General features: G+C 72.7%; 21 protein-coding genes and 1 tRNA gene. 14 read left to right on the forward strand and 8 right to left on the reverse strand.

The window, feature by feature from the left end; translation table 11 throughout:
• Positions 1-18: 18 nt before the first annotated feature.
• Both BMW78_RS08295 and aceE read right to left on the reverse strand, forming a co-directional pair.
• On the reverse strand, positions 19-933 hold the full coding sequence (locus BMW78_RS08295; protein WP_091758178.1) for an NAD-dependent epimerase/dehydratase family protein: 915 nt from the start codon (positions 931-933) through the stop codon (positions 19-21).
• A gap of 178 nt (positions 934-1,111) precedes the next feature.
• Positions 1,112-3,877, reverse strand: a complete 2,766-nt coding sequence (gene aceE, locus BMW78_RS08300; RefSeq protein ID WP_245735732.1) for a pyruvate dehydrogenase (acetyl-transferring), homodimeric type — start codon at positions 3,875-3,877, stop codon at positions 1,112-1,114.
• A 225-nt stretch (positions 3,878-4,102) separates the two neighbouring features.
• Here aceE and BMW78_RS08305 point away from each other — a divergent pair, with 225 nt between their 5' ends.
• A complete protein-coding gene (locus tag BMW78_RS08305; RefSeq protein WP_091758182.1) occupies positions 4,103-6,328 on the forward strand; it encodes an acyltransferase family protein in 2,226 nt (741 codons plus the stop codon).
• A 60-nt stretch (positions 6,329-6,388) separates the two neighbouring features.
• On the opposite strand, the gene fdhD is transcribed toward BMW78_RS08305, so the two are convergent.
• Positions 6,389-7,231 carry a formate dehydrogenase accessory sulfurtransferase FdhD gene (fdhD, locus tag BMW78_RS08310; protein WP_245735733.1) on the reverse strand — a complete coding sequence of 281 codons (843 nt, stop codon included), beginning with the start codon at positions 7,229-7,231 and terminating at the stop codon, positions 6,389-6,391.
• A gap of 55 nt (positions 7,232-7,286) precedes the next feature.
• On the opposite strand from fdhD, the gene BMW78_RS08315 reads away from it, so the two are divergent.
• The 8 genes from BMW78_RS08315 (at position 7,287) to BMW78_RS08350 (ending at position 13,236) form a co-directional block, all read left to right on the forward strand.
• The gene (locus BMW78_RS08315; RefSeq protein WP_245735734.1) at positions 7,287-7,796 is read left to right on the forward strand and encodes a PH domain-containing protein; all 510 of its coding nucleotides are present in this window, start codon (positions 7,287-7,289) and stop codon (positions 7,794-7,796) included.
• Positions 7,793-9,301: a PH domain-containing protein gene (locus BMW78_RS08320; RefSeq protein WP_091758186.1), complete on the forward strand. Its 1,509-nt coding sequence runs from the start codon at positions 7,793-7,795 to the stop codon at positions 9,299-9,301. The genes BMW78_RS08315 and BMW78_RS08320 overlap by 4 nt, the downstream gene beginning before the upstream one ends.
• Before the next feature lie 115 nt (positions 9,302-9,416).
• Positions 9,417-9,845: a DUF3052 domain-containing protein gene (locus BMW78_RS08325; RefSeq protein WP_091758188.1), complete on the forward strand. Its 429-nt coding sequence runs from the start codon at positions 9,417-9,419 to the stop codon at positions 9,843-9,845.
• Between the two features lie 22 nt (positions 9,846-9,867).
• Positions 9,868-10,350 carry a peroxiredoxin gene (locus BMW78_RS08330; protein WP_091758190.1) on the forward strand — a complete coding sequence of 161 codons (483 nt, stop codon included), beginning with the start codon at positions 9,868-9,870 and terminating at the stop codon, positions 10,348-10,350.
• A 60-nt stretch (positions 10,351-10,410) separates the two neighbouring features.
• Positions 10,411-10,483 (forward strand) — tRNA-Val (locus tag BMW78_RS08335).
• A gap of 1 nt (position 10,484) precedes the next feature.
• The gene (locus BMW78_RS08340; RefSeq protein ID WP_091758192.1) at positions 10,485-11,345 is read left to right on the forward strand and encodes a Nif3-like dinuclear metal center hexameric protein; all 861 of its coding nucleotides are present in this window, start codon (positions 10,485-10,487) and stop codon (positions 11,343-11,345) included.
• Positions 11,342-12,082, forward strand: coding sequence for a zinc ribbon domain-containing protein (locus tag BMW78_RS08345; RefSeq protein WP_091758314.1), 741 nt, complete (start codon positions 11,342-11,344; stop codon positions 12,080-12,082). The genes BMW78_RS08340 and BMW78_RS08345 overlap by 4 nt, the downstream gene beginning before the upstream one ends.
• 5 nt (positions 12,083-12,087) lie before the next feature.
• Positions 12,088-13,236, forward strand: coding sequence for a bifunctional RNase H/acid phosphatase (locus tag BMW78_RS08350; RefSeq protein WP_091758194.1), 1,149 nt, complete (start codon positions 12,088-12,090; stop codon positions 13,234-13,236).
• Positions 13,237-13,254: 18 nt separating this feature from the next.
• On the opposite strand, the gene BMW78_RS08355 is transcribed toward BMW78_RS08350, so the two are convergent.
• A complete protein-coding gene (locus tag BMW78_RS08355; protein WP_091758196.1) occupies positions 13,255-14,394 on the reverse strand; it encodes a sulfite oxidase in 1,140 nt (379 codons plus the stop codon).
• Positions 14,395-14,561: 167 nt separating this feature from the next.
• Here BMW78_RS08355 and BMW78_RS08360 point away from each other — a divergent pair, with 167 nt between their 5' ends.
• A complete protein-coding gene (locus BMW78_RS08360) occupies positions 14,562-14,981 on the forward strand; it encodes a rhodanese-like domain-containing protein (protein ID WP_091758198.1) in 420 nt (139 codons plus the stop codon).
• A gap of 5 nt (positions 14,982-14,986) precedes the next feature.
• Positions 14,987-16,165, forward strand: coding sequence for an O-succinylhomoserine sulfhydrylase (locus BMW78_RS08365; RefSeq protein WP_245735735.1), 1,179 nt, complete (start codon positions 14,987-14,989; stop codon positions 16,163-16,165).
• A gap of 36 nt (positions 16,166-16,201) precedes the next feature.
• Here BMW78_RS08365 and BMW78_RS08370 read toward each other — a convergent pair whose 3' ends face one another.
• Together BMW78_RS08370 and BMW78_RS08375 are read right to left on the reverse strand one after the other, a co-directional pair.
• Positions 16,202-17,296: an ArsB/NhaD family transporter gene (locus tag BMW78_RS08370; protein WP_245735736.1), complete on the reverse strand. Its 1,095-nt coding sequence runs from the start codon at positions 17,294-17,296 to the stop codon at positions 16,202-16,204.
• A 30-nt stretch (positions 17,297-17,326) separates the two neighbouring features.
• Positions 17,327-18,073, reverse strand: a complete 747-nt coding sequence (locus BMW78_RS08375; RefSeq protein WP_091758202.1) for a YaaA family protein — start codon at positions 18,071-18,073, stop codon at positions 17,327-17,329.
• A gap of 68 nt (positions 18,074-18,141) precedes the next feature.
• Here BMW78_RS08375 and BMW78_RS08380 point away from each other — a divergent pair, with 68 nt between their 5' ends.
• From BMW78_RS08380 to BMW78_RS08390, 3 genes are all read left to right on the forward strand, one after another.
• A complete protein-coding gene (locus BMW78_RS08380; RefSeq protein ID WP_091758203.1) occupies positions 18,142-19,590 on the forward strand; it encodes an RNB domain-containing ribonuclease in 1,449 nt (482 codons plus the stop codon).
• Positions 19,591-19,742: 152 nt separating this feature from the next.
• A complete protein-coding gene (locus BMW78_RS08385) occupies positions 19,743-20,930 on the forward strand; it encodes an acyltransferase family protein (RefSeq protein ID WP_091758205.1) in 1,188 nt (395 codons plus the stop codon).
• A gap of 190 nt (positions 20,931-21,120) precedes the next feature.
• Positions 21,121-23,040, forward strand: coding sequence for a glycoside hydrolase family 15 protein (locus BMW78_RS08390; protein ID WP_091758207.1), 1,920 nt, complete (start codon positions 21,121-21,123; stop codon positions 23,038-23,040).
• Positions 23,041-23,292: 252 nt separating this feature from the next.
• Here the strand turns inward: BMW78_RS08390 and BMW78_RS08395 are convergent, their stop codons facing one another.
• Positions 23,293-23,796 carry an RDD family protein gene (locus BMW78_RS08395; protein WP_091758209.1) on the reverse strand — a complete coding sequence of 168 codons (504 nt, stop codon included), beginning with the start codon at positions 23,794-23,796 and terminating at the stop codon, positions 23,293-23,295.
• The coding region (locus BMW78_RS20775) for a hypothetical protein (protein ID WP_218144276.1) at positions 23,793-24,316 on the reverse strand (524 nt) is incomplete at its 5' end. The genes BMW78_RS20775 and BMW78_RS08395, both read right to left, overlap by 4 nt.

Here is a 24,316-nt window from a genome sequence, read left to right on the forward strand (position 1 = left end):
CCCGCTGGTCCGGCGCGGTCAGCCCTGCTGGCGCGTCGGACCGGCAGGGCCGGTGTGGTCGCGCTCGTCGCGCCACGAGTGCTCGGGCTCGTATCCCAGCACACGGCGAGCCTTGTCGATGGACAGCAGCGTCTCGTGCTCCCCGAGGTCGCCACGCACCTCGACGCCGGGGAAGACCTCGGCCATCAGGTCGACGCTCGAGCGGCTCATCACGGTGTCGGCGTTGGCGATGACGAAGACGTCGGCCCCGGTGGCCTCGTGGTCCAGAGCCCGGCGCACCGCCTGGGCCCCGTCACGGGCGTCGATGTAGCCCCACAGGTTCCACTTCCGCGCGTGCACGTCGTTGTCGAACTCCGGGAACCGTTGGTAGTCCTCGGGATCCATCACGTTGGAGAAGCGCAGCCCGAACATCTTCAGCCGCGGGTCCCACCGGCAGAACTGCCGCGCCATCTCCTCCTCGAGCGTCTTGCCCAGGGAGTAGGTCGACTCCGGTCGCGGCGTGTACTCCTCGTCGACCGGCGCGTACGGCGGCGGGGTGTCGAACGGCAGGCCGAGCACGGTCTCGCTCGAGGCCCACACGACGTTGCGGATGCCGGCGGCCCGACACGCCGCGAAGACGTTGTAGGTGGACGGCACGTTGTTGGCGAAGGTCGCGGCGTTCGGCACCAGGCCCGGCGCGCGGATCGCCGCGAGGTGCACGACCGCCTCGACGGGACCGTGCTCGTCGACACCGCCGCTCAGCGCCGCCAGCACCTGGCCGTAGTCGGTGAGGTCGACGGCCAGGAACTCGCCGTCGTCGTCAGGAGTGCGGCGGTCGAGGGCGAGGACGTCCCAGCCGCTCTCGCGCAGGTGGCGCACCACGGCGCGTCCGAGCTGTCCGGCGGCGCCGGTCACGGCCACGCGCCGCCGCTGGTCGGGGGAGGGGGTCGACATGCGTCCCATCCTCCCGGGCGTCAGCAGGGAGGGCGCGGTGAGGGGCCGGTGTTCGGACCTCGTCGATGCTGTCGAACCTTCGATCGCTCGGGCGAGAACCGCACACCCGAACCGCAGGAACAGGTATGCCGCCCGCTCGGGTGAGCGGGCGGCATACCCAGGCGTGCGGTGACGTCGGTCAGGCGTCGCCCCCGGCGGTGCCGGAGGTGCCGGCGGTGACGTCGAGCAGCCGGTAGCGCGCCGCCGCCTCGCGGGGCAGGTGGGCGTCGATCTCACCGCGGGCGGCGAGCATCTGCAGCGCCCGCACCGCGACCGAGGGGCCGTCGATGTGGAAGAAGCGGCGAGCGGCCGGGCGGGTGTCGGAGAAGCCGAAGCCGTCGGCGCCCAGGGAGGCGAAGTCGGTCGGCACCCACGGCTGGATCTGGTCCTGCACCTGGCGCATGTAGTCGGAGACCGCGACGACGGGGCCGCGGGTCTCGCGCAGGCGACGGGTGACGTAGGGAACCGGTGCCTCCTGCTCGGGGTACAGGAACTTCTGCTCGTCGCAGCGCAGGCCGTCGCGACGCAGCTCGTTCCACGAGGTCACCGACCAGACGTCGGCGACGACGCCCCAGTCGTTGCGCAGCAGCTCCTGGGCCTCGAGCACCCACGGCACGCCGACGCCCGAGGCGAGCAGCTGCACGCGCGGCGGCCTCTCGCCCAGGCCCTCGCTGTTGCCCGGCGCGTAGAGGTGCATGCCCTTGAGGATGCCCTCGCGGTCGACGTGCTCCGGCTCCGCCGGCTGCGACATCGGCTCGTTGTAGACCGTCATGTAGTAGATGACGTTCTCCGGGTCCTCACCGAACATGCGCCGCAGGCCGTCCTCCATGATGTGGGCGATCTCGAACGCGAACGCCGGGTCGTAGGCGACGACCGCGGGGTTGGTCGCGGCGAGGATCGGGCTGTGGCCGTCGGCGTGCTGCAGGCCCTCACCCGTCAGGGTGGTGCGGCCCGCCGTCGCGCCGATGAGGAAGCCGCGGGTCATCTGGTCGGCGGCCGCCCAGATGGAGTCGCCGGTGCGCTGGAAGCCGAACATCGAGTAGAAGATGTAGATCGGCACCATCGGCTCGCCGTGCGTCGCGTACGACGTGCCGGCCGCGGTGAACGCGGCCACCGAGCCGGCCTCGTTGATGCCGAGGTGCAGGATCTGGCCCTGCTCGGACTCCTTGTAGGCCAGCATCAGCTCGGCGTCGACCGACGTGTAGTGCTGCCCGTGCGGGTTGTAGATCTTGATCGTCGGGAAGAACGAGTCCATGCCGAACGTGCGCGCCTCGTCCGGGATGATCGGCACGACGCGCTTGCCGAACTCCTTGTCGCGCATGAGCTCCTTGAGCAGGCGCACAAAGGCCATCGTCGTGGCGACCTGCTGCTTGCCCGTGCCCTTCTTCACGACCGCGTAGGACTCGTGCGACGGCAGCTCGAGCGGCTTGTGGTCGACGACGCGCTTGGGGAGGGAGCCGCCGAGCTTCTGGCGCTGCTCCTTCATGTACTGCAGCGTCGGGTCGTCCTCGCCCGGGTGGAAGTACGGCGGGCGGTACGGGTCGGCCTCGAGCTGCTCGTCGCTGATCGGCAGCTTCAGGCTGTCGCGCAGCCCCTTGAGGTCGTCGAGGGTCAGCTTCTTCATCTGGTGCGTCGCGTTGCGGCCGGCGAAGTGGCTGCCCAGGCCGTAGCCCTTGATGGTCTTGGCGAGGATGACGGTCGGCTGGCCGGTGTGCTCCATCGCAGCCTTGTAGGCGGCGTAGACCTTGTGGTAGTCGTGCCCGCCGCGCTTGAGCTTCCACCAGACGTCGTCGTCGCTCCAGTCCTGGACCATCGCACGGGTGCGCGGGTCGCGGCCGAAGAAGTTCTCGCGCACGTAGGCGCCGTCGTTGGCCCGGAACGTCTGGTAGTCGCCGTCGCTCGTCTGGTTCATGATGTTGACGAGCGCGCCGTCGCGGTCCGCCGCGAGCAGCGGGTCCCAGCCGCGGCCCCAGACGACCTTGATGACGTTCCAGCCCGCACCGCGGAAGAACGACTCCAGCTCCTGGATGATCTTGCCGTTGCCGCGCACCGGGCCGTCGAGCCGCTGCAGGTTGCAGTTGATGACGAAGGTGAGGTTGTCGAGCTCCTCGCCGGCAGCCAGCTGCAGCAGGCCACGCGACTCCGGCTCGTCCATCTCGCCGTCACCGAGGAACGCCCAGACGTGCTGCTGGCTGGTGTCCTTGATGCCGCGGTGCTGCAGGTACTTGTTGAACTGCGCCTGGTAGATCGCGTTCATCGGGCCGATGCCCATCGAGACCGTGGGGAACTCCCAGAAGTCCGGCATCAGGCGCGGGTGCGGGTACGACGGCAGCGCGAGCGGCTTGCCGTCGACGAGGTGGCTCTTCTCCTGGCGGAAGCCGTCGAGCTGCTCCTCGGAGAGCCGGCCCTCGAGGAAGGCACGGGCGTACATGCCGGGGGAGGCATGGCCCTGGAAGAAGATCTGGTCGCCGCCGCCCTCGTGGTCCTTGCCGCGCCAGAAGTGGTTGAAGCCCACCTCGTACAGCGTGGCGGCCGAGGCGTAGGTGGAGATGTGGCCACCGACGGAGATGTCGGGACGCTGGGCGCGGTGCACCATGACCGCGGCGTTCCAGCGGAGCCAGGCGCGGTAGCGCCGCTCGACCTCCTCGTCGCCGGGGAACCAGGGCTCACGCTCCGGCGGGATCGTGTTGATGTAGTCGGTGGCCGTCAGCGACGGGACGCCGAGCTGCTTCTCCCGCGCACGCTGGATGAGCTTGAGCATGAGGTAGCGCGCGCGGGTCCGGCCGCCCTCCTCGATGGCCCCGTCGAGCGAGTCGAGCCACTCCTGGGTCTCGTCGGGGTCGATGTCCGGCAGCTGGCTGGGCAGGCCGTTCAGGATGGGTCCGGCCTGATCGCGTGCGGCCACGTCGTCGGTCCTTTCTCGGGCGTCGGCCGCTGGTGTGCCGGCGGCCACCAACATCTTCCCCCCAAAGGAGGTGCACGTCACAACCAGGGTCGACTACCGGCCGGTATGCGGACCAGGCGTGCTGGTACCCGCCGTTCGCGGTCCGGGCGAAGGGTCTGAAACCGGTGCGATCCGGCGTGACGGATTGGCGAGCGGACGGTTCGTTTCGGAATACTTGTCCGCCGTATGCCATCCGCCACGCCGACCCGACCCGAGCCGGCGCCTCCGCTGACGAGGCGCCAACGACGCAACCGCTTCCGCGGCGACATCGAGGGGATGCGGGCCATCGCGGTCCTCCTGGTCGTCGCGTTCCACGCGGGGGTGAAGGCGGTCAGCGGAGGCTTCGTCGGCGTCGACGTGTTCTTCGTCCTCTCCGGGTTCCTCATCACCGGCCTGCTGGTCGACGAGATCGCGCGCACCGGCACGATCCTGCTGGCGGACTTCTACGCCAGGCGGGTGCGCCGGCTGCTGCCGCTGTCGACCCTGGTGCTGGCGGCGACGGCCGTGGCCTCCTTCCTGCTCGTCCCACCGATCGACCGCAAGGGCATCGCCGCCGACCTGGCCGGCGCGGCCCTGTGGGGTGCGAACTGGCGCTTCGCGGCGGAGTCGACGCAGTACATGGCCGACACCGACAAGAGCCCGGTGCTGCACTACTGGTCGCTCAGCGTCGAGGAGCAGTTCTACGTCGTGTGGCCGCTGTTGCTGCTCCTGCTCGTGGGCAGCTCCGGGCTGGCGCTCCGGGCGTGGGACGTCGCCTTCCGTCGCATGGCGCTGGCGCTGGCGGTGCTCGTCGTCGGCTCGCTGGTCGTGTCGTGGCAGCTGACCGCCTCGGGAAGCCCGTTCGCCTACTTCGGCCTGCACACCCGCGCCTGGGAGCTGGGCATCGGCGCCGCGCTGGCGCTGGCCCGTCCCGCGCTCGGTCGGATGACCCGTCGCGCCGCCCACGCCGCTGCCCTGACCGGGCTGGCGATGGTGGTCGGGTCGGCGCTGCTCATGGACGAGTCGACGCCGTTCCCCGGCACCGCGGCGCTCCTCCCGGTGCTCGGCGCCGCCTTCCTCGTCGGGGCCGGGACCCGGGCGCCGGACGAGGGCGTCTCCCGCGCGCTCGGGCACCCGGTGCTGCGCTACATCGGCCGGGTCTCCTACGCGTGGTACCTGTGGCACTGGCCCGTGCTGGTGCTCGCCAACACCCGCTTCGGGCAGGTGCCCGCGGGGTCCGACACGGGTGAGGCCACTGCCGCGCACGCCTCCTGGCCGGTCGTGCTCGCTGCGGTCGCCCTGTCGTTCGCCCTGGCCGTCGCCAGCCACTACGTCGTGGAGCAGCCGCTGCGGCACGCCGGCTTCCTCAAGTCGGGACGGGGACGCTCACTGCGCCTCGGTGGAGCGCTCATCGGCGTCTCCCTGGTGTCGAGCTGTGCGCTCATGGTCGGTGGATCGTCCTCGGCCGAGCAGGACGCCGTCTCGGCGCCGCAGGCCGCCGGTGCCCCGGCTGCACCGCCCGCCCCGGCACCATCGCCCGCCGCGGGCGAGGAGCCGGGCGAGGAGCCGGGCGAGGAGCCGGGCGAGGCGCCGGCCGAGCGGAAGCCGGCCGGGCCTGTCACGCCCGCCGAGGCACGGGACGACCGTCCTCGCGACGGCAGCGACTGCTACGTCTCCTACGACAGCACCAGCGTGCCGCCGGCCGACCAGTGCCGGTTCGGCCGCGCGAAGGGCGCCAAGCGCACCATCGCCCTCGTCGGCGACTCCCACGCCATGCAGTGGCGACCGGCGCTGGAGCGGGCCGCCAAGGAGCGCGGCTGGACCATCTACCTCTTCGCGAAGAGCTCGTGCACCGTCAGCGACGCTCCCGTCTGGCTCAAGCAGAACAAGGCGCCGTACGACACCTGCGGCCAGTGGCGCGACAAGGTGCTCGACCGGGTCGCCGGCATCAAGGGCCTCGACGCCGTGGTCATCGGCCGGTGGATGGACTACCGCACCCTCGCCCTGCAGGCCGACGGCTCGCAGAGCACCCCTGAGAACATCGGGCCGCTCTGGACGGAGGCCTCGAAGCGCTCGTTCGCGAAGATGGCCAAGGCCACCAAGCGGATCGTCGTCATGAAGGACGTGCCGCGTCCCGCAGCCGATGTCCCCTCGTGCCTGTCGCAGCACCCGGACGACGTGGATCGATGCGGCTTCGACCGCGACCAGGGCACCGGCCTCGACGCCGCCCTCGTCAAGGCCGAGAAGGCGGCCGCCCCCAAGGCGGTGTGCTTCGTCGACGTCACCGACGTGATGTGCCCCGCGAAGCGCTGCCAGGTCGTGACGGCGCAGGGGCAGATCATGTTCCGCGACACCCACCACCTCACCGCCGGATACAGCGAGTCCCTGTGGAAGGTGGTCTCCGACCGGATCGACAAGGCCATCCGCAGCTGACGCGTCGCACCTCGGGCTGACGACACACCGCCGCCGCTGGGTCGCTGCGCCCAGGCCGGCTCACAGCCCCAGGCGGTGGCCCCCGGCGTAGACCGTCAGGCGCGGCGGCCGCACGAAGCCGACCAGCGTCATCCCGGACTCCTGCGCGAGGTCGACCGCCAGTGACGACGGGGCCGACACCGAGGCCAGCACCGGGATGCCGGCCATGACGGCCTTCTGGGTCAGCTCGAAGCTGGCGCGCCCGCTCACCACCAGCACGTGGCCGGCGAGCGGCAGCAGCCCCTCGCGTCCCGCCCAGCCGACGACCTTGTCGACCGCGTTGTGGCGGCCGACGTCCTCGCGCACCGCCAGCAGCTCGCCGTCGGCGGTGAAGAGGCCCGCGGCGTGCAGGCCGCCGGTGCGGTCGAAGACCTTCTGCTGCGCCCGCAGGGCGTCGGGCAACCCCGCCACGACGTCAGGTGAGAGGCGCACCGGGTCGTCCGTCACGGCATACCGGCTCTTGGTGGTGATGGCGTCGATGCTCGTCTTGCCGCACACCCCGCAGGCGCTGCTGGTGTAGCTGCCCGCACGCTCGGAGCGCGAGGTGTCGACGACCGTGCCGGGCGCCAGGGTGATGTCGACGACGTTGAAGGTGGGAGAGCCGGTCTCGTCCTCGTCGAGGCAGTGCATGGCGTGGTGCACCGCGTCGGCGCCGGGCACGACCCCCTCGGTGAGCAGGTAGCCGATGGCGAGGTCGAAGTCGTCGCCCGGGGTGCGCATGGTGACGTAGATCGAGTCGCCGCCGACGCGGATCTCGAGCGGCTCCTCCACCGCGAGGGTGTCCGGGCGGCTCGACACGACAGGGCTGCCCGGGTCCTCGACGACGACCCGGGTGCTCGGCACTCGCCTCGTGACACGCCCCACGACACGCACTGTATGCCGTGTGTGCCGCCGGGGCGCCATGGCCGACACTGGAGCGGTGACGAGCGAGCAGGGGTGGGAGCCGGTGGCGCTGTACGGCGGCCAAGGGCCGCAGTGGCGCGGGGTGTCGCCGCGCCTGGCGACGGCCCGGTCGATCATCGTCTCGGCGGTGTGCGCAGCGCTCGTGCTGGCCGCCGTGGCGCTCTGGGGCCTGCTCTCGTCTCCGTGGCCGCTGGTCGCCGCCGTGGTGGTGGTCGGGGCCTGGCTGTGGCTGCTGTGGCTGGTGCGCCGGCAGGTCGCAGCGATCAGCTGGTCCGAGCAGGCGGAGGAGCTGGTGGTCCGGCGCGGCCGGCTGCGCCGCACCCTGGTGAGCGTGCCCTACGGTCGCCTCCAGCTCGCGGACATGCAGTCGGGTCCACTTGCCCGGCACTTCGGGCTCGCCAGCGTGCAGATCCACACCGCGTCGCCGCACAGCGGCGGCAGCATCCCGGGGCTGCCGGTGGCCGAGGCGGAGGCGCTGCGGGCCCGGCTGACCGAGCGCGGCGAGTCGCAACGGGCCGGTCTGTGAGCGACCCGGCCCCCACCGGACCCCCTGTCGCCGAGCCGGCACCGGTCGACGCGGCCCGGTGGCGGCGCCTGCACCCGTTGTCGCCCCTGCTGCGTGGAGGGTTGGCCGTCGCCGCGGCAGGCGCCTGGCTCGTGAGCAACCAGGTCGACGCCTGGCTCGGCGCCGACTCCCAGCTGCCGGACGGCAGGCCCCTGCTCTGGCTGGGACTGGCCGCGGGACTCGGGCTCCTGGCCCTCGTCGCCGGGTCGTGGCTGTCCTGGCGCGTGTCGCGCTTCCGCATCGGGGCCAGCACGCTCGAGGTGCGCACCGGCCTCGTGCTGCGCCAGCACCGGCAGGTGCGCTACGACCGCATCCAGGCCGTCGACCTGCGACGCCCCCTGCTGGCCCGGCTCGCCGGCCTGTCCGAGGTGCACGTGCAGGCAGCCGGCTCGGGCAGCGACGCGCGCCTGGCGTTCCTGCCCCACCCGGAGGCCACCGAGGTGCGGCGCACCCTGATGGCCCTGGCGGGGCGCGGTGACGAGCGCGACTCCCTTGTCGCGCGCAGCCGTCCTGAACCCGTGCGTGCCGCGCCGGGAGTGCCCCCTCCCGCGGGAGAGACGGTCGTGCGGGTGCCCGCGGAGCGGCTCGTGCAGGCATGGCTGCTGCGGGGGCGCACCCTCGGCATGGTCCTTGCGGTGCCGGTGCTGTTGTGGGGCCTGGCGACGGGTCGCGGGGGAGTGGTGGCCGCCGTCGGCCCCACCCTGCTGGCCGTCGGGGGCAACGCCGCCAAGGAGCTGGTGCGCGAGTGGAACTTCCACCTCCGCCGCGACGCCGCGGGCATCCACGTGACCCGTGGACTGACCGAGCTCACCTCGAGCAGCGTTCCGGTGCACCGCATCCAGGCGCTCGCCCTCCGCCAACCCCTGCCGTGGAGGCTGGCGGACTGGTGGCGCATCGAGGCCAACGTCGCCGGCGTCGGCACCGAGCACGGCGAGGACGACTCGGTGCTGCTGCCGGTGGGCACGCGCCTCGAGGCGCTGGCGACCCTCGCGGTCGTGCGACCGAGCAGCGACCTCCACGCGGTGCTCGACGGGCTGGGTAACGGGCTGGGTAACGGGCTCGGTGACGGGCTCGGCCACGCGTCCGGTGACGGGACGGCGGCCGGGCCCGGGTCGGGCCCCGACGGCTCCGCCGGGCACGCGGCATACGTCACGGTCCCACCGCGAGCGACGTGGCTCTCACCGCTGGTGCGGCAGCGCCACGGCTACGCCGTGACCGAGGGGGCGCTGGTGGTGCGCGGTGGCCGGCTGCGGCGCTGGGTCGAGGTCGTGCCGCACGCCCGGGTGCAGTCGCTGCGGCTGCGGCAGGGACCCGTGCAGCGCCGCCTGCGGCTGGCCACGGTGGAGCTGCTCACCACCTCCGGGCCGGCCCGGCCGCGGGTGTGCCACCTCGACGTCGCGGAGGCGACCCGGCTGCTGAACGAACAGGTCAGGCGCTCGAGCCGGGCGCGTGAGCGGGTCCACTGACCAGCACCTGACCACGGACTGGCCAAACGAGGTGGAATCTTGGCATTCGGTTGCGCAAAGGCCCCGGTACCGGGTGGACTGTGCGCCACAACGACACGCGAGGACGGAGAAGGGTGTGAGCACCTCCGCTCAGGCGGCGGCCCCCAAGAGTGCGGCGGCCAAGCTGGGTTTCACCGCGGGACAGGTGATCCAGGAGTTCGGGTACGACACGGACGTCGACGACGACCTCCGGTTCGCCATCGAGGACCTCACGACGACCGAGCTCGAGGACGAGGACTACGGCGGAGTCGCCGACGCGGTGGTCATCTGGTGGCGGGACGACGACGGTGACCTGGTCGACGCGGTGGTCGACGCGCTCACCAACCTCGCCGACCACGGGTTCATCGTCGTGCTGACGCCGAAGGCCGGTCGCGAGGGCCACGTCGACGCCAGTGACATCGAGGAGGCCGCCACCACCGCCGGCCTGCACACGTCGGGCACCGTCAACGCCTGCGAGGACTGGGCGGCCACCAAGCTCGTGGCACCCAAATCGGCGCGCCGCTGACCCTGCTGGCACACTGGCCGGCATGACGCAGACGACCCACTCGACGGCGCTCGCCGTGGGCGCGACCGCCCCCGACTTCACGCTGAAGGACCAGAACGGCCAGGACACCTCGCTGGCCGACTTCCGGGGCCGCAAGAACGTCGTCCTCGTCTTCTACCCCTTCGCCTTCTCCGGCATCTGCACCGGTGAGCTGTGCGAGATCCGCGACAACCTCGGCGCGTTCGTCTCCGACGACGTGCAGGTGCTCGCCATCTCCTGCGACCACATGTTCAGCCAGCGCGCATGGGCCGACAAGGAGGCCTACTTCTTCCCGCTGCTGTCGGACTTCTGGCCGCACGGTGGGGTCGCCCGCGCCTACGGCGTCTTCAACGAGAAGGCCGGCGCCGCCCTGCGCGGCACGTTCCTCATCGACCGCGAGGGCGTCGTCCGGTGGAGCCTGGTGAACCCGATCGGGCAGGGCCGCGACTTCTCCGGCTACCACGAGGCCCTCGCACAGCTCGCGTGAGGTCCGCCTGACACAATGGCGCACCACACCCGACGGGCCGGCTGCACGCCTGCCCGTCCGGGGCCTGTAGCTCAGTTGGTAGAGCACCGCGTTTACACCGCGGGTGTCGTCGGTTCGAGCCCGGCCGGGCCCACGTGCAGCACGAGCAGCTGACCCTCGCCGACGTCGTGGGGGCCCTCGAGGCCCTCTACCCACCCGACACGGCCCAGTCCTGGGACCAGGTCGGGCTCGTCGCCGGTGACCTCACCCAGCCGGTCCGCCGCATCCACTTCGCGGTCGACCCGACCCTGGCCGTCATCGACGAGGCCCGCACCATGGGAGCCGACCTGCTGGTGACCCACCACCCGCTGCTGCTGCGCGGGGTGCACAGCGTCGCGACCACCACCGCCAAGGGCGCCAGCGTCACCAGCCTGGTCGCCGGCAGGGTCGCGCTCTACGTCGCCCACACGAACGCCGACGTCGCCAACCCGGGGGTGTGCGACGCGCTGGCGCGTGCGTGCGGGCTCGGTGAGCTCGAGCCCCTCGCCGTCGTCGAGGGACAGCCCATGGGCCGGGTCGGCGTGCTGCCCGCACCGGTGTCGCTGGCCGAGTTCACCACCGCGCTGTATGCCGCGCTGCCCAAGGCCGCGGGCGGCATCCGCGTGGCCGGCCCCGCCGAGGCGCCCGTGCGGCGGGTGGCCGTCGTAGGGGGCGCCGGCGACGACATGTTCGCGCACGTACGGGCCAGCGGCGCCGACGTCTACGTGACCGCCGACCTGCGCCACCACCCCGTGCTCGAGGCGCGCGAGGAGTCGCGCGGCGGGCCGCCCTACCTCGTCGACGCCGGTCACTGGGCCACCGAGTCGGTGTGGCTCGCCAGCGCCGAGGAGCGGCTGCGGGCGGCGCTTGCCGAGCTCGGGGAGCGGGGCACTACGGTGGACACCCACATGTCAAGACTGCGCACCGACCCGTGGGACTTCGTGGTCGGGGCCGAGGCTCCCGGAGGTACGTCCTGAAAGCCGACCCAACCCGCCAGTGGCGGCTCCTCGACCTGCAGGCCATCGACACCCGGCTGGACCAGATCGCGCACGCCCGGAAGACGCTGCCGCAGATCGCCCAGCTGAAGGACCTGCACACGCAGGCAGAGCTGCTCGACTCCGAGCTCGTGCGCGTCCGCACCGAGCTGAGCGACGTCCAGCGCGAGGTGGCCAAGGCCGAGGCCGACGTCCAGCTCGTCCGTGACCGGGCGGCCCGCGACCAGGCACGGCTCGACTCCGGCACCGGCAGCGCCAAGGACCTGCAGGCCCTGCAGCACGAGCTCCAGTCGCTCGCCCGCCGGCAGGCCGAGCTCGAGGACGTCGAGCTCGAGGTCATGGAGCGCGCGGAGGCCGTCGAGGCCGAGGTGACCCGCCTCGAGGGCAAGGAGTCCGAGCTCGCGGCCAAGCTCGAGGAGGCCCAGGCGGCCCACGACGCGGCACTGGCCGACCTCGACGCCGAGGCCCGGCGCGTCGCCGCCCCGCGCGCCGACGTCGTCGCAGGCGTGGGAGAGGACCTCGTCGCGCTCTACGAGAAGGTGCGCGCAGCCAGTGGCGGCCTCGGTGCCGCCGCGCTCAGCCACCGTCGCTGCGGCGGGTGCCAGCTCGAGCTCAACTCCGTCGACATGAGCCGTATCAAGGCGGCTCCGGCCGACGAGGTGCTGCGCTGCGAGGAGTGCCGCCGCATCCTCGTGCGCACCGCCGAGTCCGGCCTGTAGCCCGCGTGGGTCGCTCACTCGTCGTCGAGGCGGACGGCGGTTCGCGAGGCAACCCCGGCGTGGCCGGCTGGGGCGCCGTGGTGCTCGACGGCGCCACCCGAAAGCTGCTCCACGAGGGCTGCGCACCGCTGGGCAAGGCGTCGAACAACGTCGCGGAGTACACCGGCCTCATCGAGGGCCTGCGCGCCGCCCAGGGCATCGACCCGGCCGCCGACGTCCACGTGCGGATGGACTCCAAGCTGGTCGTCGAGCAGATGTCGGGCCGGTGGAAGATCAAGCACGAGGACATGAGGCGCCTGGCGCTGGTCGCCCGTGACGTCGTCGCGGACATCAGCCGGGCCGGCGGATCGGTGACCTTCGAGTGGATCCCGCGCGAGAAGAACAAGCTCGCCGACGCCCTCTCGAACCGGGGCATGGACGGCGTCACGCTGAGCCGCCTGGTCGGCGAGGCGGCCGAGGACACCACCGTCGCCGAGGCGGTCGACGAGGTGGTCGACCCGGCTCCGTCCGGCACGGCGGCACCGGTCGGCGTGGGGCCCGACCTCGGCACCCCGACGCGGATCCTGCTGGTGCGCCACGGGGTCACCGACTTCACGGCGCAGGGCCGCCTCGACGGACGAGGCGGCGCCGACCCGTCGCTCAACGCCTCGGGTCGGTCGCAGGCGGCCGCAGCCGGCCGCGCCGCCGCCCACCTGCTGGGTGACACCCCGGCCCGCCTGGTGACCTCGTCGCTGACGCGGGCCATCGAGACGGGCGCCGCGATCGCGGAGGCCACCGGCCTCGAGCCGCTGGTCGACCCGGACTGGGACGAGCAGAACTTCGGTGACTGGGACGGCGCCAGCGTCGCCGAGCTGGTGCGCGAGGACCCCGAGGCGCTGCGTGCCCTGCGCAACGACCCGACCTACGCCCGGCCCGGGGGAGAGACCCACGAGGAGATGGCCGAGCGCGTGCTGGCGGCCTTCGACCGGTGCGTCACGGCCGGCGGCGTCACCGTGGTGGTCTGCCACCGCAAGCCGATCATGGCCGTGCTGGCACACCTGCTCCAGATGCCGCACGAGACCATCTGGCGCCTGGCCGCGGCCCCGGGGTCGCTCACGGCCGTCGAGGTGTGGGCCGACGGCAACGCCTCGGTCGCGTTCACCAACCGCACCTGACCAGGAGCGGCGCGCCGGTCAGCTGTCGAGGACGAGCACGACCACCGGCTGGTCGGCGTTGTTGGCGAACCCGCCGAGGTTCCACTGCGGCACGATCGGCTGCTCCCGGCCGGTGCTGTCGGTCGCCCGGGCCCGCAGGACGTGGGTGCCCGGTGTCGCGTCCCACGCCAGCGTGAAGCGCCGCCAGGCCCAGCGGTGGTCCTGCTGCCCGGCCGCTGTCTCGACCTCCGCCTCGACCGCTGACTCGACCTCCGCCTCGCGCCACGTGTCGCCGTCGTCGGTGCTGACCGAGACGGCCACCACCGGGCCCCAGCCGGACCAGGCCCGCCCGCTCAGCGTCACCCGGCCGGGACGCAGGATCCGCTCGCGGGTGAGGAAGTCCGGGTCGCCCGGCGGCAGCAGCAGCGCCCGCGGCTCGATCCGCGACACCGGGTCGCCGGGGTCCTCGGGCTCCTGGCGCAGCCGGTAGGCCACGGTGTTCTGGTAGCCGTCGTACGGCCGGTCGAGCACCCGCACCTGCACGAGCCACTTCACGTGCGCCATGCCGTACCAGCCGGGCACCACGAGCCGGGCCGGGAACCCGTGCTGCACCGGCAGCGGCGCACCGTTCATCGCGTAGGCGACCAGCACGTCGTCGGCGAGGGCGTCGCCGAGGGGAAGGGCCCGCTCGTAGTCCTGCTCGACGCCGCGCTCGAAGCCGTGGTCCGCACCCGTGAAGGCCACCTCGACGGCCCCGCTGGTCGGTGCCGCGTCGCGGAGCAGGTCGGCCAGCGGCACCCCGGTCCACTCAGCGGTGCCCACGGCCCCCGACAGCCAGGGCTGGCTGACCGGCCGGGGGGCCAGGGCCGCCCGCCCGTTGCCGGCGCACTCCATCGTCACCCGCACGGTGCGGGAGGGCATCGACTGCAGGGCCTGCAGGTCGAGCTCGAGCGCGCGCTCGACGCAGCCGTCGAGGCGCAGGCGCCACGTGGCGGGGTCGATCGCCGGGATGTCGTAGTGGCACAGCACGTAGTGCAGCCCCGCCGGGGTCAGCTCGTCGCGCAGGGCCTCCGCCGGCATCGCGTGGTTACGGCTCGCGAGCGCCAGCTCCTCGAGGCTGATGCCCTCACCCGGCTCGGCGACCCGGGCCGGCTCAACCTGTCTGGACGTTGCTGCCATGGGACCACCTCCGCCCTCACGAATGTACGCGTGCTGGGCGGGCGCAGGGGAGGGCTCGGTCGGCGGGGTATGGCGCGCCGGGCCGGCGTCCTGCACGCTCGTCGACCGGTCGTCCACCAGCTGGGCCAGCGGTCTCGCCATGTGGCCACTCACCTACGCTGTGACCCATGACTTCGAGCTACGCCGGTGACGTGACACCGCAGGAGGCGTATGCCGCGCTGGGCGGGGACGGCGACGCCGTCCTCGTCGACGTGCGCACCCGTGCCGAGTGGAGCTACGTCGGCCTGCCGGACCTCAGCCCCCTGGGGCGCACCGTGGTCTGCGTCGAGTGGCAGCGGTTCCCCGACGGCGCGGTCAACGAGCGCTTCGTCGACGAGCTGCGGTCGGCCGACCTGCCCGAGGGTGCGCCGCTGTACTTCCTCTGCCGGTCGGGCGTCCGCTCCGTCGCCGCCGCCAGGGCCGCGACGGCGGCCGGTCTCGCACCGGCATACAACATCCTCCACGGGTTCGAGGGGCCGCACGACGAGCACGGGCACCGCGCGGTGGCCGGCTGGAAGAACGAGGGCCTCCCGTGGCGGCAGGGGTGAGCGGCGTGGACGACCCGAGGGAGCTGCGGCCCGACACGCTCGCCGTGCGCGGCGGCCTCCTGCGCAGCGGCTTCGACGAGACCGCCGAGGCGCTGTACCTGACCTCCGGCTTCGTCTACGACAGCGCCGAGCAGGCCGAGGCGGCCTTCAAGGACGAGGTCGACAAGTTCATCTACTCCCGTTACGGCAACCCCACGGTCGCCATGTTCGAGGAGCGGCTGCGCCTGCTCGAGGGTGCGGAGGCGTGCTTCGCCACCGCGTCGGGCATGTCCGCCGTGTTCGTCGCGCTGTCGGCCCTGCTCGGGCAGGGTGACCGGGTCGTCGCCTCGCGCGGGCTGTTCGGCTCCTGCTTCGTCATCCTCGACGAGATCCTGCCGCGGTGGGGCGTCGAGACGGTGTTCGTCGACGGCCCCGACCTCGACCAGTGGCGCGACGCGCTCTCGCAGCCGACGACGGCGGTCTTCTTCGAGACGCCCAGCAACCCGATGCAGGAGCTGGTCGACATGCGGGCGGTCTCCGACCTTGCCCACGCCGCCGGCGCCCAGGTCGTGGTCGACAACGTGTTCGGCACGCCGGTGTTCTCGCGGCCGCTCGACTTCGGCGCCGACGTCGTCGTCTACTCCGCGACCAAGCACATCGACGGGCAGGGCCGCACCCTCGGCGGGGCCGTGCTCGGTCGCCGCGAGTTCGTCGACGGGCCGGTCAAGAACCTCATGCGCCACACCGGGCCGGCCATGTCGCCGTTCAACGCATGGGTGCTCGTCAAGGGACTCGAGACCATGTCGTTGCGCGTGCGCCACCAGGCCGCCTCCGCGCTGATCTTGGCTCGCGCGCTGGAGGAGCACCCGAAGGTGCGCCGCGTCGTCTACCCGTGGCTGGAGTCGCACCCGCAGCACGAGCTGGCAAAGGCACAGATGACCGGCGGCGGCACCGTCGTCACCTTCGAGATCGAGGGTGGCAAGGCCGAGGCCTTCGCGGTCATGAACGCCCTGCGCGTGGTCGACATCAGCAACAACCTCGGTGACGCCAAGTCGATGGTGACCCACCCGGCCACCACGACGCACCGACGGCTGAGCCCCGAGGCGCGCGCGGCCGTGGGCATCACCGACGGCACGATCCGCATCTCCGTGGGGCTGGAGGACCCGGCCGACCTGGTCGAGGACCTCACCACCGCCCTGGGCTGACCCCAACCGTCCCCACCGAACCGTCACACTGAACCGTCAGAGCAGCAGGGGCGCCAGGGCGAGCGCCCCCGCCACCGCCGCGCAGGCCAGCCCCTGCACGGCGAGCGACCACCGGCCCATGACGACGCCGGCGGTACGGCACCGCTGCGCCCACAGCAGCGTCGCGAGCGAGGCCCACGGGGTGACCAGGGGGCCCACGTTCACACCGACCAGCAGGGCCATCAGCCGGTCGGGCTCGGTGCGGGCCACCGACTCCAGCGCCAGGTAGGCCGGCAGGTTGTTGACGACGTTGGCCGACACCGCGCCCAGACCGGCCAACCGGGCCAGGTCGCCGGGGGAGGTGCCGCCGCCGGCGACCTCCTGGAGCCAGGCCTGCAGGCCGTGCCGCAGCGCGAGGTCGATCCCGACGAACAGCACGGCCAGCACGAGCGCCATCCGCCAGGGCACGGCCAGGCCGTGGAGGATCCGGCGGTCACGCCGCGCGGTGACGGCCACGAGCACGGCCGCGGCGGCCGTCGACACCAGTGCCGGGTTGAGGCCCAGGGCGAAGAGCGGGCCCACCGCCACGCAGACGCCGGCGGCGGCGCGCAGCAGGGCCCGGTCGTGCGGCTCCGGCGGCGCGTCGGGCTGGTAGCGGCCCGACAGCTCTCGTCGGTGCAGCAGGAACAGGACCGCCAGGGTGCCGACGACCGCCCCCGCGGCGGGCAGCGCGGCGAGCCTGACGTAGCCGGCGTGGCCCAGGCCGAGCTGGTCGAACTGGTGCAGGGCCAGCAGGTTGGTCAGGTTCGACACCGGCAGCAGCAGTGAGGCGGTGTTGGCCAGCCAGAGGGTGCTGAGGGCGAACGGCACGGGTGACAGGCCCAGCTGCCGGGCCACGGCCAGGCCCACCGGGGTCAGCAGCACCGCCGTGGTGTCGAGCGACAGCACCACCGTGCAGGCCACCGCGACGAGCACGAAGAGCAGCCACAGCACCAGGGTGCGGTGGCGTCCGGCCCGGGCCGCCCAGTGCCCGGCGACGTCGAACACGCCCGCCCGGTCGCTGATCTCGGCCACCACCGTGATCGCGAGCAGGAAGACCAGGACGGGGCCGACCCGGGCGACCAGCTCGGCGAGCTCGGGGCCGCTCAGCACGGCAGCACGCGGCCCGCTCGGGAGCGCTGCTCAGCGAGCCGTGGCATCGAGCACCCAGGGCTGACCGGCCCGACGCGGCTCGGTGAGCCGTACCTCGAACGCGTCCTGCAGCGCCTCGGCCAGCGCGGGCGCGGTGCGAGGAGCGGCACCGGTGACGCACAGGTGGCGGGCGACCAGGCCGCGGGTGTGCTTGGCCATGTGGGTCGCGCCCGGCACCCTCACCTGCACCCACCGCTCGGTGAGGTCGCCGCTCGGGGTCCACGCCGCGGCATACGTGCTCGAACGGCAGTCGACGACGACGCCCCGGCCCGCCGCCGCGGGAAGGACCCGGGCCAGCTCGGGCTTCCACGCGCTCGCCAGCGGGCCGACGCCCGGGAGGTTCACGGCCATGGAGAGGCGGTAGGGGACGATCGCGTCGGTGGGCCGCACCGCCCCGAAGAGGGCGGAGACGGTGACGAGCCACCGGTTGGCCCGCCGCCGGGCGGCGGTGTCGAGGCTGGCGAGGTCGAGGGCGTCGTAGAGCACCCCGGTGTAGACGCGGGCCGCCGGGAGCGAGGGAGCGGTCTCGAGCACGAGGTTCCGCGCGACCTCGGTGGTCAGGGACGGCGAGACGCCGAGGACCTCGAAGGCGTCGGGGTGCGCCGAGACCTTCGCGAGCGCGGTGGCGACGGTGCGGCGGGTGTCGGTGAGCTCGCCGAAGGAGAGTGAGCTCAAGCTCAGCGGGCGACCCCTGGTGCGGCCGGTCTTGGACTCCGAGGGCGGCAGCAGGATCAGCACGAGGACAAGGGTAGGTGCGAAGGGTCGTGCAGCGAGCCGGTGGCCCGGCTCGTGGGTAGGTTGCAGGCATGCCGAAGCGGACGATCCACCTCGCCTCACCCGTCTCGGAGACCACCACCGCCCAGGCGGCGCAGCTCCGGGCCCGGTTCGACGCCGTCCGCGCGGAGCAGGACGTGCCCACGGGCTTCCCACCCGAGGTGCTCGAGGAAGCCGGGCGAGCCGCGGCCGACGTGGCGCTGCCCGACCGCGACGAGACGTCGGTGGCCTTCCGCACCCTCGACCCGCCTGGGTCGATGGACCTCGACCAGGCGCTGCACCTCGAGCGCGACGGGGACGGCTACCGGGTTCGGTACGCCATCGCCGACGTGCCGGCCTTCGTCGCGCCCGGCGGTGCGGTGGACGCCGAGGCCCGCCGCCGGGGCCAGACCGTCTACGCGCCCGACCAGCGGACGCCGCTGCACCCGCCGGAGCTGAGCGAGGGTGCGGCGAGCCTGCTCCCGGGCCAGGTGTGCCCCGCCTTCGTGTGGGACCTGCGGCTCGGGCCCGACGGTGCCACCACCTCCGTGGAGGTCTACCGGGCCCGGGTGCGCAGCACCGCGCGGCACGACTACGAGGAGGTGCAGCGGGCCGTCGACGACGGCGGGGCGGATGAGGTGTTCGTCCTGCTGCGCGAGGTGGGGGAGAAGCGCCTCGAGCTCGAGCGCCGGCGCGGGGGCGCGAGCCTGCCCATGCCCGAGCAGGAGGTGTCCGAGGACGGCGGCGAGCACTACCGCCTGCACTTCCGGCCGGCCCTGCCCGCGGAGGACTGGAATGCCCAGCTGTCCCTGATGACGGGCATGGCCGCGGCGGAGCTCATGCTCAAGGGCGGGGTCGGCATCCTGCGCACGATGCCCGGGCCCGACCAGAAGGCGGTGGAGCGGTTCCGGCGGGAGGCTCGGGCGCTCGGCGTGGAGTGGCCCCAGGACCAGCCCTACGGTGAGCTCCTGCGCTCGCTCGACCGCGACGACCCACGACAGCTCGCCCTCATCCACGAGGCGACGAGCCTGTTCCGCGGCGCCGGCTACACCCCCTTCGACGGTGCCGCGCCGGCCTCGCCCGAGCATGCGGCCGTCGCCGCGCCGTACGCCCACGTGACCGCACCGCTGCGGCGCCTCGTCGACCGGTTCGGTCTCGTGGTGTGCGAGGCCCTCTGCGCAGGCACCGAGGTGCCGGCCTGGGCGCGCGAGGCGCTTCCGTCGCTGCCCGAGGCGATGCAGGCCTCCGACCGGGTGGCGGGGGCGGTCGAGCGCGGGTGCGCCGACGCCGTCGAGGCGGCGGTGCTGCAGCACCGGGTGGGCGAGGTCTTCGACGCCGTGGTGGTCGACGAGCGGAACGCCTCAGGTGTGCTCCTGCAGCTGCAGGAACCGGCCGTGGTGGCGGCCGCCGAGGGTGCCGCGGAGCTCGGGTCCACCGTGCGGGCGCGGCTGGTGAAGGCCGAGATCTCCACGAGCACGGTGGTCTTCTCGCTGGAGGGCTGACGCCCTCCTCCCGCGGGGCCGGGCAGCTCGCCCTCTGGGTGCCGGCACGCTCGTCGCTCGGGTGTAGCCCGCACCGCCGATGGTGGCTAGGTCTCGATGCCTAGTCCCGACGAGGGAAGCCACGGTCTCTTCGGCGTGCCTACCGTCAGGAGGTGGGGACACCGCTCGACGCCTCGGCCGGCGCGGCCCGGGGCACCGGTCGGGACCGCTGGATCGACTGCCTTCGCGCGCTGGCGCTGGTGCGCGTCGTGGTCTACCACTCGTTCTCCCTGGCCTGGCTGCCCCTCGTGTTCCCGTCGATGCCGGTGATGTTCGCGCTCGCGGGGTCGCTGGTCGCGGGCTCCCTCGACCGGTCGGGCGTCAACCCGTGGCCGGTGATGGGTCGCCGGCTGCGTCGCCTGCTCCCGCCGGTGTGGGCCCTCGGAGTGGTGGCCGTGCCGCTGATGCTCTGGATGGGCTGGACCTACGACTCGGCCCGGGGAGTCGGCTCGCCGCTGGACTGGAGGACGCTGGCGCTGTGGGTCGTCCCCGTCGCCGAGCCGCCCGGCAGCGCCTGGGGCTACGACTGGTCCGAGCCGCTGTGGTACCTCGCGACCTACCTCTGGCTGCTGCTGCTCAGCCCGTCGCTGCTCTGGCTGTTCCGGCGCTGGCCGCTGCGCACCATGGCGGTGCCCTTCCTCCTGCTGGTCGCGTCGGTGGTCGGCGTGTGGGAGGCCGATGGGCGTGGGGGCGAGGTGCTGCTCGACGTCTCCACCTACGCCTCGTGTTGGATGCTCGGTTTCGCCCACCACGACAACCGGATCCGGCCCCTGCGCCTGGTGCGCCTGTTGCCGGTCGCCGCGCTGCTCCTGGTCGCCGGGCTGGCGTGGGCGCTGCGCTTCCCCGACCCCTCCAGCGGGTCGAACATCGACGACATCCCGCTCGCCGCCGCGCTGTGGGGCACCGGCGCCGTCCTGCTGCTCCTGCGGATGTATCCCGACCTCTCCGGCCTGTCCCGCGTCGGGTGGCTCGACCGCCTGCTGGTCGCGGTCAACTCGCGCGCCATGACGATCTACCTCTGGGGCAACCCGGCGATCGTCGTCGCCGCGGCACTCATCGCGGTCGTGCCGCTGGCCGCCTCGATCGACGAGCAGCCGGTGGCCGGTCCGGTCCAGTTCCTCGCAGTCACCTTCGGCCTGATCGCGGTTGCGGTGCTGCTGGTCGGGTGGGTCGAGGACGTCGCAGCGCGCCGCCGTCCCCGGCTCAACCCGTGGCCCCGCAGCGCTGCCCGGCCGGGTCCGCCGGCGGGCCCGGACGCGCCGGAGCGCCGCCCGGAGGCTCCCGGCACCGAGGCCGCCTGAGTGCTCGCTGACGCGAGACGAGCGGTGTGCCGCGTGGCCGCGGTCGTGCGCTGCGCGGCATACCGGCTCGTCCCCTGAGGGTGAGGCGCCCTGCGCCGGTGGGGCCGGAGGCTGGAGGGCGACCAGACCCACCCCTCTTGACGGCCCCTCCTGACCGTCCCGCCTCACCACCATCTCCGAGAGGAACGACATGGCCGACTACCCGCTCATCGCCGACCACGGGCTCATCGGCGACCTGCAGACCGCAGCGCTGGTGACGACCGACGGCTCGATCGACTGGTTCTGCGCCCCGCGGTTCGACTCGCCGAGCATCTTCGGCGCACTGCTCGACATCGACAAGGGTGGCCACTGCCGGGTGCGCCCGGCCGCCGACGTCTTCACCCGCAAGCAGCTGTACTTCCCCGACACCGCGATCCTCATCACCCGCTACATGACGGAGGCCGGCGTCGGAGAGGTCGTGGACTTCATGCCGGTCTCGAGCAGCACATCGGCCTCGAGCCGCCACCGCATCGTGCGGATGGTCCGCTGCGTGCGGGGGCAGATGACGTTCGACGTCGACCTCGCGCCGCAGTTCGACTACGGGCGCGAACCCCACGAGGTGCACCTCTCCGCGGACGGCGCCGTCTTCGCCGGCACCAGCACGTCCTTGACGGTCCACCTCGTCCTGGAGCCCGACGACCGCCGGCTGGCGGAGGGCACCATCGACGAGGCCGGCCGCATGCACGCGCAGATCACCCTGGTGGCCGGGCAGATGCGCGGGATGGTGCTGGAGGCCGGGCTGGCCGGTCCGGCGCGCCGGGTTCGGGTCGCCGAGGTCCGGGGACTCTTCGACGAGACGGTGGCCTTCTGGAAGTCGTGGCTGGCCCAGTCCACCTACACGGGGCGGTGGCGCGAGACGCTCCACCGTTCGGCGATCACCCTCAAGCTGATGACCTACGCGCCGAGTGGCGGCCTGGTCGCCGCTCCCACGGCGGGCCTCCCCGAGCAGATCGGTGGGGAGCGGAACTGGGACTACCGCTACACCTGGATCCGCGACGCGTCGTTCTCCGTCTACTCGCTGCTCGGTCTGGGCTTCCGCGACGAGGCGGCCGCCTTCGCGCTGTGGCTCCGGGACCGGATCGAGGAACAGGCCGGGGGCAACGGCGGACCCCTGAACATCATGTACCGCGTCGACGGCTCCAGCGACCTCAGCGAGGAGGTGCTGGACCACTGGGAGGGCTACCGCGGATCACGGCCGGTGCGCATCGGCAACGGCGCGGCAGAGCAGCTGCAGCTCGACATCTACGGTGAGGCGATCGACAGCATCTACTTCGCCGACCGGAGCGGGATCCAGGCCGGTCATCGCGGGTGGCTGAGGGTCGCCGAGGTCCTGGACTGGCTCGCGGAGAACTGGGACCAGCCCGAGGAGGGGATCTGGGAGACCCGGGGCGGTCGCGAGAACTTCACCTACGGGCGGCTGATGAGCTGGGTGGCCCTGGACCGGGGCGTGCGACTGGCCACGACGCACGGACGCCCGGCGCCCATCGACCGTTGGCGCGCCCAGCGGGACGCGATCTACGGGCAGATCATGGAGCAGGGCTGGAGCACCAAGCGGCAGGCCTTCCGGCAGCACTACCGCACCGACGTGCTCGACTCGTCGCTGCTGCGAGCCACGGCGGTCGGCTTCATCACGCCGACGGACCCGATGTGGACCTCGACGCTTGCCGCCATGGAGGACGAGCTGGTGACCGACAGCCTGGTCTACCGCTACGACCCGGCGGCGTCACCCGACGGCCTGCAGGGTTCGGAGGGCACGTTCTCGCTGTGCACCTTCGCCTACGTCGACTCGCTGGCCCGCGCCGGTCAGGTCGACAAGGCGCGCATCGTCTTCGAGAAGATGCTCACCTACGCCAACCACGTCGGCCTGTTCTCCGAGGAGATCGCGTTGACCGGTGAGCAGATCGGCAACTTCCCGCAGGCGTTCACGCACCTGTCCCTCATCGATGCGGCGCTCACGCTGAACCGGCAGCTCGACAGCGGCATGCCGGCCCTGCGCCTCCCGACTCCCGTCGCCTCGGCACCTGGCTTGACGCCCCAACGGAGCGCCACTGCCGCACCGGCGTCCGCCTGAGGACCTCCGGCTGAGCTCAGCCACGGCTGAGCTCAGCCACGGCCGGGCCGGCGACATGCCGGTCCGGCCGTCTGCCTGGTCCGGTCCGGCCGTCTGCCTGGTCCGGTGCGGCTGTCTTCCTGGTCCGGCGCGTGCCGTCTTCCTGGTCCGGTGCGGCGGTCTTCCTGGTCCGGCGCGCGCAGGTCCGCCCGCGTACTGGTCCGGCGCCTGCTGGCCTACTGGTCCTGCGTCTGCTGGTCCGGCCGGGTCGGGTCAGTGGCGGGGCTGCCAGTCGTAGATGACCGAGGTGCGAAGCACGATGTCCTGGACCGAGCGGTTCTCGCGGTTGACCGCCGCCCACAGCAGGCCGATGGGGAAGAAGGCGCAGAACAGGGCGCGCAGCAGGGCCCCCAGCAGGCGCATGTTGGCTCCGTTGTAGTTGACGACGCGCAGCCCCATCAGGTGGCTCCCATACGTGCGCCCGCCGATCCACCATGACGCTGTGAGGTAGATGACGAGGGTGGTCAGCGCGGCTGTCAGGCTGAAGAACACTCCCGGCGTGGGAAACGTGAACGTCCGCGGGTCGATGAGGAAGACGAGTCCGGCAAAACCGGCATAGCCCAGCATGAGGACGAGTCCGATGACGAGGGAGTCGATTCCTGCGGCCACCAGGCGCGTGACCAGCCCTGCGCGGTGCCCCTGGTAGGGGCGCGCCTCCTGCGGCAGCGGCGAGATGGTGCGTGGCGTGAGGGCCGGTCCGTCGGCCTCGGTGGTCATCGCGGCACGTCCGTTCCGTGGGTCTGGTTTCGGCCGTCCGTTCCGCGGTTGTCGTCCAGGCCGGGCGGCTGCACCGGGCCGCTGCGGTTCGTGGGAGCACCCGGGTGGCGGCGGTTGCGGCGCAGCAGGATCCGGTCAACGGCGCGGCTGACTGCCTCGTCGGCGTGGATGCCCTGCATGCGGGCGCCCCGAACCGTGTCGGACGCCATCGAGCCGGTCGACTCGCGGATGATCTCTGGGAGGTCGACCGCGTCGATGACCTCCTCGGCCAGGCCGACGAGGTCGATCCGCGCCAGCACGGCGTTGACGAGCACGTCGAGGTCGACGCGGTTCATGACGATGGCCGTCAGGTCGAGGCGGTCCAGGACGGCTTCCACGTCGAGCTTGGCAGCGACGGCGTCGAGGTCGACGCGCTCCTGGACCAGCTCGGTGAGGTCGAGCCGGTTGAGGATGGCGTCGATGTCGAGGTCGGCCGCGATGGCGTTGAGGTCGACGCGTTGCTGGACGAGCTCGGTGAGGT

This window comes from Pedococcus cremeus, from assembly GCF_900111375.1.
GTDB classification, from domain to species: domain Bacteria; phylum Actinomycetota; class Actinomycetes; order Actinomycetales; family Dermatophilaceae; genus Pedococcus_A; species Pedococcus_A cremeus.